This is a genomic window from Pseudomonas sp. Root401, from assembly GCF_001425105.1.
GTDB classification, from domain to species: domain Bacteria; phylum Pseudomonadota; class Gammaproteobacteria; order Pseudomonadales; family Pseudomonadaceae; genus Aquipseudomonas; species Aquipseudomonas brassicacearum.
This window is the reverse complement of record NZ_LMDO01000001.1, coordinates 559,804-575,075: the sequence shown is the minus strand read 5'-3', so window position 1 is coordinate 575,075 and position 15,272 is coordinate 559,804. Positions and strand designations below refer to the sequence as shown.

Here is a 15,272-nt window from a genome sequence, read left to right as displayed (position 1 = left end):
TGACATGAGCGTATTGAATTTCCCCCGTATCTACCTCAACGGCCATATGTTCTGGAACCCACCAACGGCCAACAACAACGACGTGTATCCGCTGTATGACGCGGTCAACGCTGACATCAACTGGCCGTTCATGAGCCACTTCGACATCAACGCCACGAACGCCCCCACCCAGTTGATGCCCTGGGCCATCAAGCCCCTGACAATGGAAGAGCTGCCGGCCTATATGCTGCAGGTACCGACCAATGCCAACCCGGATAACTACCCGTACATGCCCGCCGAATGGGATCTGTTTGGCGACAATGCCTGCGGCACGGTGAGCTACAAAGGTACTCGCTCAACGATCATTGGCGGCGAGCTGCAGGCCAACACCTACATCACCGAGGATGCGCTGGTTGGCCGGGACTACCAATTGCTCGGCAATCCCTTTGGCAGCAACGCCCCGACAGCCGCGCGTTTCGTGGACGTCAGTCCGTGGCAGAACACCTTCACCGCGTTGTATTTCGACAAGTTGATGCTGGGGGATGCCACGTGTGGCCTGACCCTCAATCGCCAGCATCGGATGATGGATCGCTTCCTGAATTTCAATTGGGCCAGCACCTTCCATGGCCTGGTGTATGTCACCACAACCTGGCAGACCTGCTTTCCCCAGGAAAACCTGGAATGGGTCATCGGCGATTCGGCGCTGCTGAGTAACCTCCAGCAGCAGATGAAGCTACAAGGGGCAAAGGGCCTGATGTTCAGGTTCTCCACCTACCTGACCTGCTACGACAGGAACGGTGTTTTCAACGACTTTCCGTACGTCAACACCCGTTCCAATGCCCCCTCGGATACGGCTCGTCTGCAAGCGATGTATCAGAAGGGCCTGGACAACGTTTCCGGTATTTTCTTCAACCCCGCCTACAGCCGCACCGCCGCGACCCTGGGCCTCTGGTTCGCCGACGAATACCCGACCGCCCCCGCCGGCCTGCGCCTGGTGCCCACGCAGGCCGTATCTGTTGCCAAACCAGGAGGGGCTGCCCAAAACGCCACACTGGGCGTGACTTCGGTGCAGATTACCGGCAACACCCTGTCGCTGGATCTGGCCAACACGTTCCCGTTCTATCCGGTAGAGCCCAATGCTCCCATCCTGACCGCCGAAAAGTTCCAGGCCGGCGACTATCAACTGGGTGTATGCGAGGGTGATCAATTCACGCCGATCGTGGACTTGGGTTTCGACCGGTATAACCAGGCAGCCTTCGACAAACGCTCCGGCCTGCAGGACTTCCCGCTCAGCGACGCGGACCTGACGAAACTACAACCAGGTCATCCATTGGAGCTGCGACTCAAGGCCACGGCTGCCCCGACACCCGTGATCGCCGCCACCCAGCAAACCTGGACCGCCGAAGTGGTGGAGAGCGGCAGTTTCATCGACGTGGGCGACCACAAGACACTGACCATCATGGTGCAGAAAAATGGTCAACCGGCGGCCAATACCACGCTGTGGGTGGCGGAATATGGCAACCCCTACATGGTGACCACCAGCGACTACTACCTGGCCTCCAGCAACGCGGCCAATTTCACGCTGTTCTTCGACCACCCAGACGACCCCAACCAGAACAAGGCCAATCTGCCGAATTTCAATAACGCACCGCCCGTACAAAACTATCTGGCCAAAGGCAGCGGCCGCCGACTGACAGCGCTGCAGAATACGGATCTGCCCAGTGGAGACCCGATCGGTTATCAGCAATTCCTGCAGGGCGACGGCAAACCGGTCACGATCGACTTGCACCCTTGCCTGGCATTCGATGCCGGCGTCTACGCCACCGGAACCCTGATCGACGACGTCCACGCCACTCCGGTGGATTACTCTTATGTCACCACCACTACCGACGCCAACGGCATCGCCCAGGTGAGCTTCAGGGCTGTCGCCCCGGGCTTCCCGACCTTGCGTTTTTTCGTCAAGGACGGCGACAGCGATCCGGTCATTCCCTTCAGCTTCCCACTGCCCCAAGCCTACATCGACTTCCTCGCCCCGCTCCGCGTCCTGCCCTTGGACGTGCAGCTGCAACAGGACTTCATCAACTACTGGAACACCGTCTACAAGGATCAGAACGCCGCGACGCAGCTGTGGGAGGGTTTCCTCTACCCACGCATCCTGCAGACCTTCTATTACCTGTACCCCATCATGAACAAGTACATGCCGCTCAACTCCCAGGCGCGCGTCGAAGGCGCCATCGACCAGTTGATTGTGCTGATCAGCAAGCCCTACCAGGAGGAAAGCACGCTCTCGATGCCTATCACCCGTGACATGTCCCAGAGCCGCCGCGCGGTATTGGAGCTGTGGGCCCAGAAGCTGGTGAAGCGCAACTATCCGCCACAACAACTCAAGATGAGCGATTACGACAACCTCTGAGCTTGTGTGGGAGCTGAGCTTGCTCGCGATGAAGGCACCTCGGTCTTTCGAATGACCGCGTTATCGTTCATCGCGAGCAAGCTTTGCTCCCACAGGCTCCCACAGTGTCACTCGGTACTTTTCAAAGGAATGACCTATGAAAACCAGTATCTTGAACCGGTTATTGCTGTTGATCCTGCTGTTCAGCCCGCCTCTGTTCGCCCAGGACAGCGGTGCCGTGTACTTCACCATGGGCGTGCACAACACCGAGGGCTGCAACGAACAGAACGGCAACTGCATCGCCAAACGCCTCCCAGGCGAGCCTTCCGATCCGTTTTTCCCGGCGTTCTGGATCAGCGATTGGACCATGTACCGGGTGATGCACAACTATGAAAAAAACCCGCCGCCCTACAGCAATCCGCCCTCCACCCTGACCCCGGCGGACTACACCGTCTCCCGAGGAACCAGCTACTACGACACGGCCTATATCCCGGCCGATGGCGACGGTTTCGGTGCGATGATGGAGCACTATGAGAAGTACTGCCTGCCGATCTTCCCGATCAAGAACAACAACTACACCTGCTCCTTCGTTTCCCTGGGCAACAAGGCCTACTTCCTGACCTACCCGCAGGATCGCCCCAAGGACATGCCGGCCTGCTGCATGTTTTCGCCGATGAATCATCCACCGCGACAAGACTTCATCCAGCACCTGCCTTACAGCGCCGAGCGCAGCCAAAACCTCAATGGCAGCGTGCAGGCCTACGCGCTGGACCTTCAATCGCCGCAGGGACCGATCCTGTTCGGCTATGCCTTCTACAAAAAAATGTCGGGGCAACCGCCCTACCGGCAGCCCCAATCGTTCTTTTTCTCCGGTGACACCAGCGTCGCCAATGCCCCCATCGTCAGCCAGAACTACACCAACTTCCGCATCGCCAAACCGGACCCGGCCCAGACCTGGGCGCAGGTGGCCGCGATGTGCCCGGCGAATCCGCCGCCCTGCCAGCTGTTCGAGCCACCGGCTTCACAGAGCAACGGGCAAAAGGCGCAGTGGAACAAGCTCATGCAGCGCAAACCCTGACCAATGACGAAGGATCGCCATGAATACTTCACTCCGTTTCATCCTGGTACTGCTGGGTTTGGCCAGTCTTCCGGCCCTGGCCTTGGAGCAATCCCAGGAACACGCCTTGCGACAGGCGCAGGCCACCAACCTGAATTGCCAACCCCCCAGCACCGCGCCGGCGGCCAACGCCAGCCAGGAGCTGTTCGATCAATACAGCTGGCAGCTGTTCATTGCCGTGAACTGGCCCGCCCAGGCGGGGCAGCGCGGTGATCCCGACTGCAGCAAACAACCGGGAGACCCTGGCTACACGGTCTGGCAGACCTACAAGACCGTGGAAGAAACCTTCCTGCCACTGGGGGCCGATCCAGGGCCCTGGAACACCCCACAGCTTGCCAAGAGCCTGGGCATCATCAACATCGCCGCCCTGAAGAACAGCTCCCAGGTGAATGCCGTCGACCAGGCCGTCGGCGGCTGGCTGATCGACCAGGCCGGCAATCCGACCTACTACGACATCTCGGCCAACGAGACCTCCTACAACTACATCGTCGCCAACCAGTTCTATAACGCCGATGTGGTTTCCAGAGCCAACAACATCAACTTTCCCTATGGGGTCATCGAGGTCAAATCGAGCTGGCGCATCCTCACCCCCAACGACAATGCCAGCCGCTACCTGACCATGCTTGCGCGCGTGGCCACGTTCGACGACCAAGGCCAGCGCACCGGCGTCACCGAGGCCTACCTGGGCCTGGTGGGGCTGCACGTCATCACCAAGGTGAACGGCTATCCGCAGTGGATCTGGTCGACCTTCGAGCAGATCGACAACGTTCCGCCCAAGACACTGGTGAACGGTGTATGGGTCGACCAGCCGACCTCCGGCACGACCTATTCCTACTTCAACGCCAGCGCCCCGCCAGCCACGCTCAACCAGTCGCCCTGCGATTGGCAGACCCAGGGCGCGCACCTGGTCTGCGTGCCCAAACCTGGCACCACCTTCCAGACCCCGAACCCGTTGAACCGCTTCACCCCGATCGCCGAGATCACCAACGAGGTCAACGCCCGTTACCGCAGCGACCCGGACCTGCAACGCAGCGTGTTGAAGTACTACCAACTCATCACCACCCAGCGCCCGCTGATGCCGGACAACCCCAGTAACCCGCTGGGCCAGCCGACCCCCGCCCTTTCGGCCAACGTGACCATGGAAAGCTACATCCAGCCCAACAGCAGTTGCATGAATTGCCACTCCATGGCGACACCGGTCAAGAGTCCCTACAAATCCGACTACTCCTACCTGTTCAAATTCGCCAATTCACCTGTCGGCAAAACCATCAAGGACGAGGAATAACTCATGAGCATCCTGAACGGACCACGGCTGAACTTCTGGGGCGGCATCCGCACCGACGTCAGCCTGCCGAACAACTCCCCGACCATTCCCTACGATGGCAACGATGACTGGCCGCTCTTCGACCTGACCACCTCGACCCTGGCACCGGGCGCCGAGCCCTACACCGACGACCAGTTGAACAACATGATCAATGCCCCCGCCGGCAACTACTACACCGCCGGTGGCTGGAATCACTACGGGCAGCATGTCGTCGACATGCAGAACGCCTTGATCAGCTCCCAGGGCATCCCCGGCAGCATCAACACCACCGGCGACCTGGTGGGCCAGGCCGTCTATTTGCTCGGTTCGGTGGACCCGGTGACCGGCCAGGGGCCCGTTTCCGGCCCAATGATGGTGGACCTGGACCCCACCTCCTCGACGACCACCCAAATCTTCGTCGGCGGCCTGCAAATCGGTGGCAACGACAACATCCAACTGCTGATCCGCAGCAACACCGTGTGCAGCAGTTTCGACGTGGCGGGACGTGTGTTGCTGCCGAAAAAGATGGACGCACCGGGCTCTTTCCACGCCAGCGGCACGTTTCAACTGACCTTCCCCTTGAGCAGCATTGTCAGTTGGAACCAGAACAGCAGCGGCCTGCGCTCGATCATCCAGGCACCCGGGGCGACAGGCATCGTCCTGCGTTTCGTCATGTTCGAAATGTGCCCGACGATGACCACCGAACAACTGGACGCCGACTATGCCGCCGGCCGGTACACGCCCAACCCGAGCATCGGCCGGGTCATCGGCACACTGGCCCCGGCCTTCGCCGACGAGCCGCTGAACTGCCAGCCTGGCCGGCAACTGGTCAACCAGAGTACGGGCAATGCCGGCTATGCCGACCTGGACAACACCGGTTACCTGAGCATCGACATGGTGAACGTCATTCCGAAGGAAACCTTCCGGGCCGTCAGGGACGACATCACCAGCCCGATCGGACCCAACGCCGATTACGGGACCGTGACCATCAGCGCCGGCTCCACCACCCTGACGACCCTGGAGCCGACCAGCCGCTTTTTATTCGACTACTACGTGTATGGCGGCATCGTCGACCTGCCCCTGACCGCCGACCAGCTACAGGCCGTACGGACCTCTGCCTTGGCGATCAACGCACCTGGCAAGGTCGCCGGTACCACGTTGCAAGCCACTGAGTCGACCTATCGGATCTATGCCGACCAGCGCAACGTCTACTTGGAGGACTACCCCAACGGTCTGTCGATCACCTTGCAGGTCAGGTACCTGGGTGGGGCGGTCCCCAGCCCCACCGAAATCGGCCTGAAGGCAATCCCGGCAGCGGATCCTCCCACGTACAAAGAACCGCAGTACTGGGACTTCCTCGACTACCCTGACTCGCTGACGGTCAGCGCCGGCCAGCTTTCAGTCAGCTTCCCCGTCACCGTCAAACCGGGCAGCGCCGCCCAGGCCGGTTTCGTCGCCCTGACCTGCACGGCCAATGGCCTCGACAGCAGCGCTTACTTCACCAACTTTCGCAAATACGCCCAGACCGACTTCGGCATTCCCCAGGGCACCACCATCACCTGGCCGCTGATGTACCCCAACGTCCTGCGCTTTCACTACCTGGCCTTCCCTGCCATGTCGCGCTATATCCCACTGAACCAACCCGATGCAATCAAGGGCGCCAAGAACCCTATCCTCGCCCGCACCTCGGACGCCTACAAAGGCACCACGTTGTTCATGCCGGTGGTGCGCTCGATGTCGCCCTGCCAACGGGCGTTGCTGCGGGCCTATCTCACCGGTGAACCGTGGCAGCCGCCGCAATGACCGTATCCCCTGCTCATTCACGGAGAGAGCCTATGCCCGTTCCCCTTCAGATCCCCGTACACCCCGGGGAAAACCTGCGCCCCAGCACCCTGGTGGCCGAGGACCTGCTGAACCCTCGCGGCCTCTGCCTGCAAGCCGATGGCAGCCTGCTGCTGACCGAAGCAGGCTCGGGGTTGCCCGACCAACCCTTCAGCGGCCGTATCAGTCGACTGCGACCGGATCCGCAGCGGCCCGGCGCCTACCTGCCCCGCGAAACCCTGGCGCAAGGGTTTCGCGCCATGAACATGCAGGCGCGCATGCTGCGTGATGAAATCATGGGGGTGTCGGACATCGCCTGTGGTGACGGACGCTGCCTGGTCAGCCAGACCGATTACGTCGCCGGCTCCAAACTGCTGGACCTGCAATTCACACCGCCCGAACCGGTCTTTCATAGCCGTGGCAACCTGAATGCGCTGTGCTACCACCCGACCCGCCGCAGTTGGCTGGCCGTCAAGCCCGATACCAATCAGTTGGTGGAGTTCGTCACAGGCCAGGAAGAGCGCGTATTGGCGCAACTGCCCGAACTGGATCAAGGCCAGGAAGCCGTTCCCGTGACCCTGGTGTACGAACCGGCGACAGACGCCGTGCTGATCAGCCTGTTCTCGGGCGAACTGCACGGCGACCCGAGCCGCAAGGGCATCGACTTTGCCGAGAAGGCCGGCCAGGTGATCCGGGTCTGGCCGGACAGCGCCAGGATCGACATCCTGATTCGCGGCCTGCAACTGCCCACCGGGCTGGCGCTACGCCCCAACGGCCAGCTGCTGGTGCTGGAACTCTGCGAGCGCCTGCAACAACCGCTGCTCCCCGACTGGAACGGCGAACCCCTGCATGGCGGCTTTACCCGGTTCAGTGGACGACTGCTGGGCTGCGACTTGCAAACCGCCCAAGTCACGGTGCTCGCCCGCGACCTGGATACCCCCTCCAACCTGTGCCTGTTACCCGACGCGGTACTGGTCAGCGAAGGCATGGGGCTGGTCGGGCGGCCACTGCCTGCGCCAGATGGAAGCGTAGTGCCGTTAAACGGCAGACTTCGTCGGGTGCAACTCTGAACGAACACTCAAGGCCGCAGGCAAAAACGGCGCTTACCCTTCATGGGATAGGCGCCGTTTTTCCTTGATTCAGCCAGCAGTGACCGTCATGCCACCGTCCGCCATGACCACCGAACCGACGATAAAGCTGGCACGGTCCGACGCCAGGAACGCAACCACCTCGGCAATTTCTTCCGGCTGTGCGGCTCGGCCGATAGGCGCGGCTTCGCCATGCTGGGCAAGGAACGCCGGGCCGTCCTCGACCACGTCATTGAGGATGTTGGTGACCACATCGCCAACCCCGACCGCATTGACACGAATACCATGCCCGATGGCTTCCAGCGCCAGGGTCCGCGTCAGTTGCGCCAGGGCGCCCTTGGAGGCGGTGTAGGCAGCAATGGTCGGGAAGGCAAAATAGGACGCGTAGGACGCAATGTTGACGATGGCCCCCGACTTGTTGGGCATCATTGCCTTGACCGCTTCGCGTGAATGCAGGAAGGCCGCGGTGGCGTTGACCGCCTGGATGCGCTCCCAGTCCTGGCGCGTCATGTCGATCACCAGCTTGTTGATGATGATCCCGGCATTGTTGACCAGGATGTCCAACCGGCCGAACTGTTCGACGGCCAGGCCGACGGCGTGCTCGGCAGCGCCATCCTCGGTGATGTCGGCCACCAGCGGCACCAACCCGGGACGGGCCAGCTCATGGACGGCGGGGTTGATGTCTTCCGCGACCACCTTGGCGCCGCGGGCATGCAGCAACAACGCGATGGCCTTGCCGATGCCACTGGCGGCTCCAGTGACCAGTGCAACCTTGCCTTCGACTTCGTGGGGAATGCTGTGTTGGATATCGGTCATGATCGCTCTCCTGCGTGAGCGGGCCGACGAGGCATTCGCCAGCCCGGCGCCCGTGGGCGCTGTCGTTATCGACGGCTTCACTTTCTCGCAACGGGGACTAGCGGGCTTTCGCAGGTTTGCCGGGACTGTCGGGATTTTGCGCGAATCTGCCTCGCCGCCTCCCTGCCGTTGCCGGTGGCATAGGCCGAAACTCCCACCCCGCCTGGGAGTATCAGCCGATACGCAATCACTCCAGGCTTCCCCATAGTTGCGCTCATAAGGTCAACGGTCAGGCCTCGATGACCGCATGCTCTGGAGAAAGTCATGACTATTCGCGAGCAAGACTCAGCGCTGCTGAGCGATCCGGCCTCGCTATTCACTGCAACCGCCAGCACCGGCCTGGGGGTCGTGGCAACCGGCGTCAACGTAACGCTGGATGAAACCGCCAATTTGCAGAACGGCACCGCCACGCCGAGCCCTGCAACAGACGCGGATGACAACGACATTCTGGTCGCATCCCTCCCCACGGCCTTCGCCAGTCGCCTGACCGCGCTTGGCACAGGGACCGCGACGGGAGCAGCCTTGAGCGGCTATACCGGCGCCGTGGGCAACACCGGCAGCGATGCGTTCACGGTCAACGCCGCGCCTGGAGCTACCATTACCAATATCAGTTTCGTCGGCAGCACCGGTGCGCCGCTCGACGGTGTCGACAGCGGGCTGGATACGCTCAATGGCACCAGCATCCTTCTGTACACGGACACCAACGACAATATCGTCCTCGGCCGGGCCGGCGGCCCAGCCGGTGCAATCGTTTTTGCCGCCTACATTGAAGAAACCGCCACCGGCGGCAAGATCTGGACCGTGCTCTACGAACCGCTCCAGCAACCCGTCAATACCAACCCAGACGATGCCGTCAACCTGCTGGACAAAGTCTTCATCGGCGCGAGCCAGGACCTTGAGTTCAGCCTGGCCAACGCGCCCTCCGGCCAGAACCTGTTCCTGATGTTCACCACGGCGAACCCGACGACGGAGCTGGTCGACGGGGTCCTGCGGATCACCGAGCCCACCATCATCGCCACCGGCAGGGACCCGGCCGACCAATCCAGTGGCGCCAATATCACCACGGGTGACACGATCAACACCAGCCAGGCCGGTGGGCCGACGACCTTCGGTACCAATAACCAGATGATCGTGGAGCAGGAAGGCATCCGTTTCACCTTCGTCACCGGTGCCAGGCAGGATGTGACCATTCCCAACCTGGACCAGACCGAAGCGGACGTGGAATCCAACATCGACTTTACCGACGTCTTCAATACGAAGATGGCCAACTTCGATGTCGTGCAGTTGCAGGCCGGCAAGACCGCCGTGGTAAAAATCAGCGCGTTCAGCACCGCGGCTGAATCCGGGGTGAATTTCATCAACGGCTATGTCGGTGACACATCGGTTGCGATCAGCAACGTGCGGGTCATCAACATCAGCACCGGGGCGGTCATCGAGAACTCCGACGGCTCCGCCAATGATGCGGGCATCGTCATCAGCTTCGCTTCCGGGGTCGCCACCATCACCGGGGTCAAGGCCGGCTACCAGATCGAATACACCACCACGTCAGATCACAACCGCGTGCTCATCGAGAACGGCGCAGCCCTCGACGCCAAGGGCACCAACCACGCCGACTTTGACATTGGCGGCTTCACCCTGGTCCAGGCATCCGTTGCCAAGACCGAAATCGGCTCCCAGATGATCTTCGAAGACGACGGGCCGAGCATCAGCACCACCGGCACCGAGCCAACCCTGACGGTGGACGAGACGCTACTGGGCACCAACGCCACGCAGAACTTCGCCGCCAATTTCGTCTCCGCCTACGGCGCCGACGGCGCTGGCACGCAGACTTACGCCCTCGGCGTCGTGGCCGGCGCCTCCGGCCTGACTGACACGGCCACGGGCGAGGTGGTCAACCTGTCACTCAATGGCACAACGGTAGAAGGTCGCACGGCCACCACCAACCTCCTGGTGTTCACCGTCAGCGTGGCGGCCAATGGCGATGTCACGCTTGATCAGATCCGCGCCGTGGTACACCCCGACACCACCGATCCCGATGACGCCAAGAGCCTGACCTCGGACGATCTGGTCACGCTCACCGCGACCAAGACCGACAGGGACGGTGACAGCGTCCAGGCGACACTCAACATCGGCCAGAACCTGGTGTTCGAAGATGACGGACCGAGTATCAGCACCACCGGCATCGAGCCAGCCCTGACCGTGGATGAAACGCTACTGGGCACCAACGCCACGCAGAACTTCGCCGCCAATTTCACCTCCTCGTTCGGCGCCGACGGTGCCGGCACGCTGACCTACGCCCTCGGCGTGGTGGCCGGCGCTTCCGGGCTCACCGACACCGCCACGGGCGAAGTGGTCAACCTGTCGCTCAACGGCGCGGTCGTGGAGGGTCGCACCGCCACCACCAACCTGTTGGTGTTCACCGTCAGCGTGGCCGCCAATGGTGATGTCACCCTCGACCAGATCCGCGCCGTGGTGCACCCCGACACCAGCAATCCCGACGACGCCAAGAGCCTGACTTCGGACAACCTGGTCACGCTGACCGCGACCAAGACCGATAAGGAGGGTGACAGCGCCCAGGCGGTACTTAACATCGGGCAGAACCTGGTGTTCGAAGATGACGGGCCGAGCATCAGCACCACTGGCACCGAACCAACGCTGACGGTGGACGAGACGGTATTGGCGACCAACGCCATGCAAAACTTCGCCGCCAACTTCGTCTCCACCTACGGTGCCGATGATGCCGGCACACTGACCTACAGCCTCGGCGTGGTGGCCGGCGCGTCCGGGCTCATCGACACGGCCACCGGCGAGACCGTCAACCTCTCGTCCAACGGCACAACGGTAGAAGGTCGCACGGCCACCACCAATCTGCTGGTGTTCACGGTCAGCGTCGCCACCAATGGCGATGTCACGCTCGACCAGATCCGGGCGCTGGTGCATCCCGACGCCACCAATCCCGATGATGCCAAGAGCCTGGCGGACAACCTGATCACGCTGATCGCGACCAAGACCGACAAGGACGGCGACAGCCTCCAGGCGACGCTCAACATCGGCCAGAACCTGGTGTTCGAGGACGACGGCCCTTCGGTCGCGTTCGGCAACCTGATCGGCACCGGCAGCGTGCTTGCGCAATACGGATTCTGGGATAAATCGGCCGGGGCCGACGGCCTGGATATCTCGCTGGTCAATGGCCAGTTCACCCTGGTCAGGCCCGACGACACCACCACGACCGGGACCGGTACGCTCACCGAACAGGCGCCCTCGCCGGACGGCGACGGTGCGTACCATTTTGCCGGGACACTGACCGGTGACTTCGACAACAACGCCACCACCGCCGATACCAGCGTCGACTACACGCTGACCGCCTATGCCAATGGCAGCTATGCATTGGACCTGGTGCAAGGCTTCAGCTCGACCATCGTGCGCAGCAGCGCCGACGGCTCCCTCGATGCCGGCGGCCCTGATCCGGTGCGTACCTTGTTGATCCCTGAGACGAACAATCCGGCCATCCCTTCGGCGTCCGAAGAAATCGTGTTCTTCTCCGCGAAGGCACTCGCCTCAACCACGGATATCCTCGCCGGCATCGGACTCGGCGCCCCCGACCCTACCGAGGCCACGCTGCAAACCACGCCCCTGCCTTCCTACATCGATCCGACAGCCATGAACGTCAGCACGTCCGGTATCGGGGTCGGCAACAACCTGCTGCAAGGGGACAACCTGGTGGCAATCGGCGCTGCCGACGAAAGCTTCGTCATCAACCCGGAGAGCCTGGTAACAGGCATGAAAATCTTCATCGACAACTCGGTAGCAGGCTACAACACCGCGACTGAAGACCTGTACTTCCGGATCTACTACGAAGACGGCACGTTCTCCAACCTCACCGAGGTCAACACCCTGACGCCCGAGGCTGGGGGCCAAGTGTCCTTCGAGGTCGAACGCGAGGGCACGGCGATGATCGATGCCGTCCAGCTCACGATGGGCCGAGGCGCAATCAAGATTCCGGTCATCCAGTTCATCCAGGAAACCGAGAACCTGGCCAGCGATGTGCAACTGTCGTTCAACGCAACGCTGACGGACAAGGACGGCGATACCGCGACCAGTGCGTTCGACGCCAACCTGTTCGCCAACAACACAGCCGATGCGCTGTTCGACTACACGTTGGTGGGCACGGGCGGCGAGCGAGACGCCTTCAACGTCGACCTGACATTCACCGAGAACCAGTACCAGGTCACGGGCTTTGATGTGAGCCAGAACCTGCGGGACACCCTGGTGCTCAATGGCGATCAGAGCGCCGTTGTCCAATCGATCGATAACGCTGGCGCAGACAGCATCGTGACGGTCGCCGAGTCTGGCGGGCAAATAACAACCATTACGTTGGTGGGCGTCGATCTGCTGGGTAGCGACGTGGTTTTTGGCAATGCCTGAAGCATGGCGTGCGTGAAAGATGCGGGGATGGCCTGGAAACCATCCTCGCATCGCTTTTTATGCCTTCCCTGATCACGACGAAATCCAGCTCACCCTCATTGGTTTCTCGGTTGGATGCGAACTCCATGTTCACCGCCATTTTCCTGTGGGAGCGAGCTTGCTCGCGATAGCGGTGGATCAGTTGGCATCACCGCTGTATTTGCCGCCGTCATCGCGAGCAAGCTTTGCTCCCACAGGTGGTCCACGACATGGGTGTTAACACCCCCCTTTAACGGCAGGCATCGAGTCTTACAGACAAATACGCAGTAACAAGGAGCGTTAGTCCTGAGGCTACGTCGCCTTGCGCCTTTGCCTACAACTAAGCCAGAATCCGCCCGCTTGTGCGCTTTGGGGTCGGACTCTATCGTTACCTGGTCGCTGACAAATCAGCGGTCGGGTTTAGCGACCCGAACCATAGGCACATAAGCAACCATGCTTCATTGCGGGATCTAACCGCAATTGCGTCATGGCGGCTGTATGTAGGAGACCTTCGGGTCTACCGGGTGCCTATGTCCGGTTCGCTAACCTGCGTGCAGTCGCCACCATTCTGTTTAGCGACAGGTCTTGGCGGCTCCCATTCCCCATAGGAGCGTCATCATGTTCAAAGCCACACCCAATCCACCGGAATCAGCCCCCACCTCTTCCTACTCCAGCCTCGATCCGGAAAAATTCCACGAAGCCACCGAGCGGGCGCTCGATTATTACTTGAAGCCGGAACAGGCCAACCCCAAGAAAGACCGGCCAACGGCTCAGCTCTTCACCGTAGTCGATGACATCGACACTGAAAGCCTGCTCGCCAACCTCAGCGAAAACCTGGCCTCAGCCAACGCCATGATCAGCGACTTGGCATTCGATCTTGAGGGTTCTCACCGGCATATTGCGATGGGTATCCAGCAAGTGATTGAAGTGAGTGAGCTGCTGGCGAATCGGGCGCTGGATATCGCCGATCCACGTTAACAACTCGCCCCAAACCGAAAGGGCTGGCTGGCACTTGTAGACGCCTCGACTACAAGGCCGCCAGCTCGCCCCATGCAAACTGACCCGCCGCTATCGCGAGCAAGCTCGCTCCCACACTGGATCTTCAGAGGGCAAAAAACTTGTGTTCGGCACAAATCCCTCTGTGGGAGCGAGCTTGCTCGCGAAAGCGGTGGGTCAGCCTGCATCAATGGTGCATGTGCTGCCGTCTTCGCGAGCAAGCTTTGCTCCCACAGATCTGAGAGGTGTACGACCGGGAGAGCCAGGTCGGCTACTAGGCCGCCTCGCGGTGGACGTTGATCTCGGCGTCCCGTTAACCACGCTGGCCGAACACAGGCATTGTGGGGGCCAAGTGGTGGGGCAGGAGCGTTTTGCTTGCTTTTGACTGGGCCGGCTTCCGGGCTTCTCAAAAGTGAGCCGCCGTCAGGGCGGAATCCTAAGCAGCCGTTACCGCAGCAATGGATATGTACTCAATCAACAAAATCCTAGCCAGTTCCAACAAGGTCAATCCAATTCCACCCAAGTGGACTCCGGCGGCTCTTCACTGTTGGTAAGCCCATGCTTGAGCGCATACATCAACAGGTCGATGCGGTTAATAAGATCAAGCTTCTGATAGATGTTACTGAGGTGATTGTGCACCGTGTGTTCGCTGATACCCAGGCGCCCAGCGATGCTGATGTATTTGGCAGACGGGTCCCCCACGATGACACGAATCAATTCCTTCTCGCGCAACGTCAACCGAGCCTGTTTCGCCTGCTCCAGATTGCACTGGGTGGTTGCATGGCCGATGGCGGCATAGCCGGAAAGCCCACCGGCCCAGGCCCTGTCCATTCCGATATCGCGATGGTGCACCTTGACGATGGCCTGGATGATCGACTCCGTCGGGTCTTCGGCCAACACAATGCCCCGTGCGCCCGCCTCTATCGCCTGGGCGACAGGAACGGCCTCATACAATCCCTTGAGCACCAGCACTTTCATCTGCGCGCTGCGGGTCAGCCCCGCGACAACTTCCAGCGGGTTCAACGCATCGGGAAAGAAACTGAAAAAAATCACGTTGGGCCGCAACTGATCGGCAAGGTCCAGCGCATGGGTATAGGTCGAAGCCTGGCCGCTCACTTCCATCTGCGGCTTTCTGGCGTTGATCAAGTCATGAAGCCCCCGGAGAACGAGGGGGCGACAATCGACCAACATCACGCGGATCGGTGCTCTATGATCCGGTCTCATATCGATAACCCCCTCGCAAGGCAAACCAGGACGTCCACTGGATGTTCTGCTGGT

General features: G+C 61.1%; 9 protein-coding genes. 7 read left to right on the top strand and 2 right to left on the bottom strand.

Features of this window, described 5'->3' with window-relative positions; genetic code table 11:
* Positions 1–4 precede the first annotated feature (4 nt).
* From ASC85_RS02305 to ASC85_RS02285, 5 genes are all read left to right on the top strand, one after another.
* Positions 5–2,392, top strand: coding sequence for a hypothetical protein (locus tag ASC85_RS02305; protein ID WP_057448078.1), 2,388 nt, complete (start codon positions 5–7; stop codon positions 2,390–2,392).
* A 136-nt stretch (positions 2,393–2,528) separates the two neighbouring features.
* Positions 2,529–3,449 (top strand): hypothetical protein, encoded by a 921-nt coding sequence (locus ASC85_RS02300; protein WP_057448077.1) that lies wholly within the window; start codon positions 2,529–2,531, stop codon positions 3,447–3,449.
* Positions 3,450–3,468: 19 nt separating this feature from the next.
* A complete protein-coding gene (locus ASC85_RS02295) occupies positions 3,469–4,773 on the top strand; it encodes a hypothetical protein (RefSeq protein ID WP_057448076.1) in 1,305 nt (434 codons plus the stop codon).
* Between the two features lie 3 nt (positions 4,774–4,776).
* Complete coding sequence (locus ASC85_RS02290) at positions 4,777–6,594, top strand: hypothetical protein (protein WP_057448075.1); 1,818 nt, start codon at positions 4,777–4,779, stop codon at positions 6,592–6,594.
* Positions 6,595–6,626: 32 nt separating this feature from the next.
* Positions 6,627–7,682, top strand: coding sequence for a hypothetical protein (locus tag ASC85_RS02285; RefSeq protein WP_057448074.1), 1,056 nt, complete (start codon positions 6,627–6,629; stop codon positions 7,680–7,682).
* Positions 7,683–7,751: 69 nt separating this feature from the next.
* On the opposite strand, the gene ASC85_RS02280 is transcribed toward ASC85_RS02285, so the two are convergent.
* The gene (locus tag ASC85_RS02280; protein WP_057448073.1) at positions 7,752–8,516 is read right to left on the bottom strand and encodes an SDR family NAD(P)-dependent oxidoreductase; all 765 of its coding nucleotides are present in this window, start codon (positions 8,514–8,516) and stop codon (positions 7,752–7,754) included.
* Positions 8,517–8,819: 303 nt separating this feature from the next.
* On the opposite strand from ASC85_RS02280, the gene ASC85_RS02275 reads away from it, so the two are divergent.
* Together ASC85_RS02275 and ASC85_RS02270 are read left to right on the top strand one after the other, a co-directional pair.
* On the top strand, positions 8,820–12,980 hold the full coding sequence (locus tag ASC85_RS02275) for a DUF5801 repeats-in-toxin domain-containing protein (protein ID WP_057448072.1): 4,161 nt from the start codon (positions 8,820–8,822) through the stop codon (positions 12,978–12,980).
* Positions 12,981–13,616: 636 nt separating this feature from the next.
* Positions 13,617–13,976, top strand: coding sequence for a DUF6124 family protein (locus ASC85_RS02270; RefSeq protein ID WP_057448071.1), 360 nt, complete (start codon positions 13,617–13,619; stop codon positions 13,974–13,976).
* A 522-nt stretch (positions 13,977–14,498) separates the two neighbouring features.
* Here ASC85_RS02270 and ASC85_RS02265 read toward each other — a convergent pair.
* Complete coding sequence (locus tag ASC85_RS02265) at positions 14,499–15,185, bottom strand: response regulator transcription factor (RefSeq protein WP_156395610.1); 687 nt, start codon at positions 15,183–15,185, stop codon at positions 14,499–14,501.
* Positions 15,186–15,272: the final 87 nt, after the last annotated feature.

Excerpts from the sequence above, each read along its gene's own strand:
- ASC85_RS02305 (WP_057448078.1), top strand. The coding sequence starts at position 5 with ATGAGCGTATTGAATTTCCCCCGTATCTACCTCAACGGCCATATGTTC.
- ASC85_RS02300 (WP_057448077.1), top strand. The coding sequence starts at position 2,529 with ATGAAAACCAGTATCTTGAACCGGTTATTGCTGTTGATCCTGCTGTTC.
- ASC85_RS02295 (WP_057448076.1), top strand. The coding sequence starts at position 3,469 with ATGAATACTTCACTCCGTTTCATCCTGGTACTGCTGGGTTTGGCCAGT.
- ASC85_RS02290 (WP_057448075.1), top strand. The coding sequence starts at position 4,777 with ATGAGCATCCTGAACGGACCACGGCTGAACTTCTGGGGCGGCATCCGC.
- ASC85_RS02285 (WP_057448074.1), top strand. The coding sequence starts at position 6,627 with ATGCCCGTTCCCCTTCAGATCCCCGTACACCCCGGGGAAAACCTGCGC.
- ASC85_RS02280 (WP_057448073.1), bottom strand. The coding sequence starts at position 8,516 with ATGACCGATATCCAACACAGCATTCCCCACGAAGTCGAAGGCAAGGTT.
- ASC85_RS02275 (WP_057448072.1), top strand. The coding sequence starts at position 8,820 with ATGACTATTCGCGAGCAAGACTCAGCGCTGCTGAGCGATCCGGCCTCG.
- ASC85_RS02270 (WP_057448071.1), top strand. The coding sequence starts at position 13,617 with ATGTTCAAAGCCACACCCAATCCACCGGAATCAGCCCCCACCTCTTCC.
- ASC85_RS02265 (WP_156395610.1), bottom strand. The coding sequence starts at position 15,185 with ATGTTGGTCGATTGTCGCCCCCTCGTTCTCCGGGGGCTTCATGACTTG.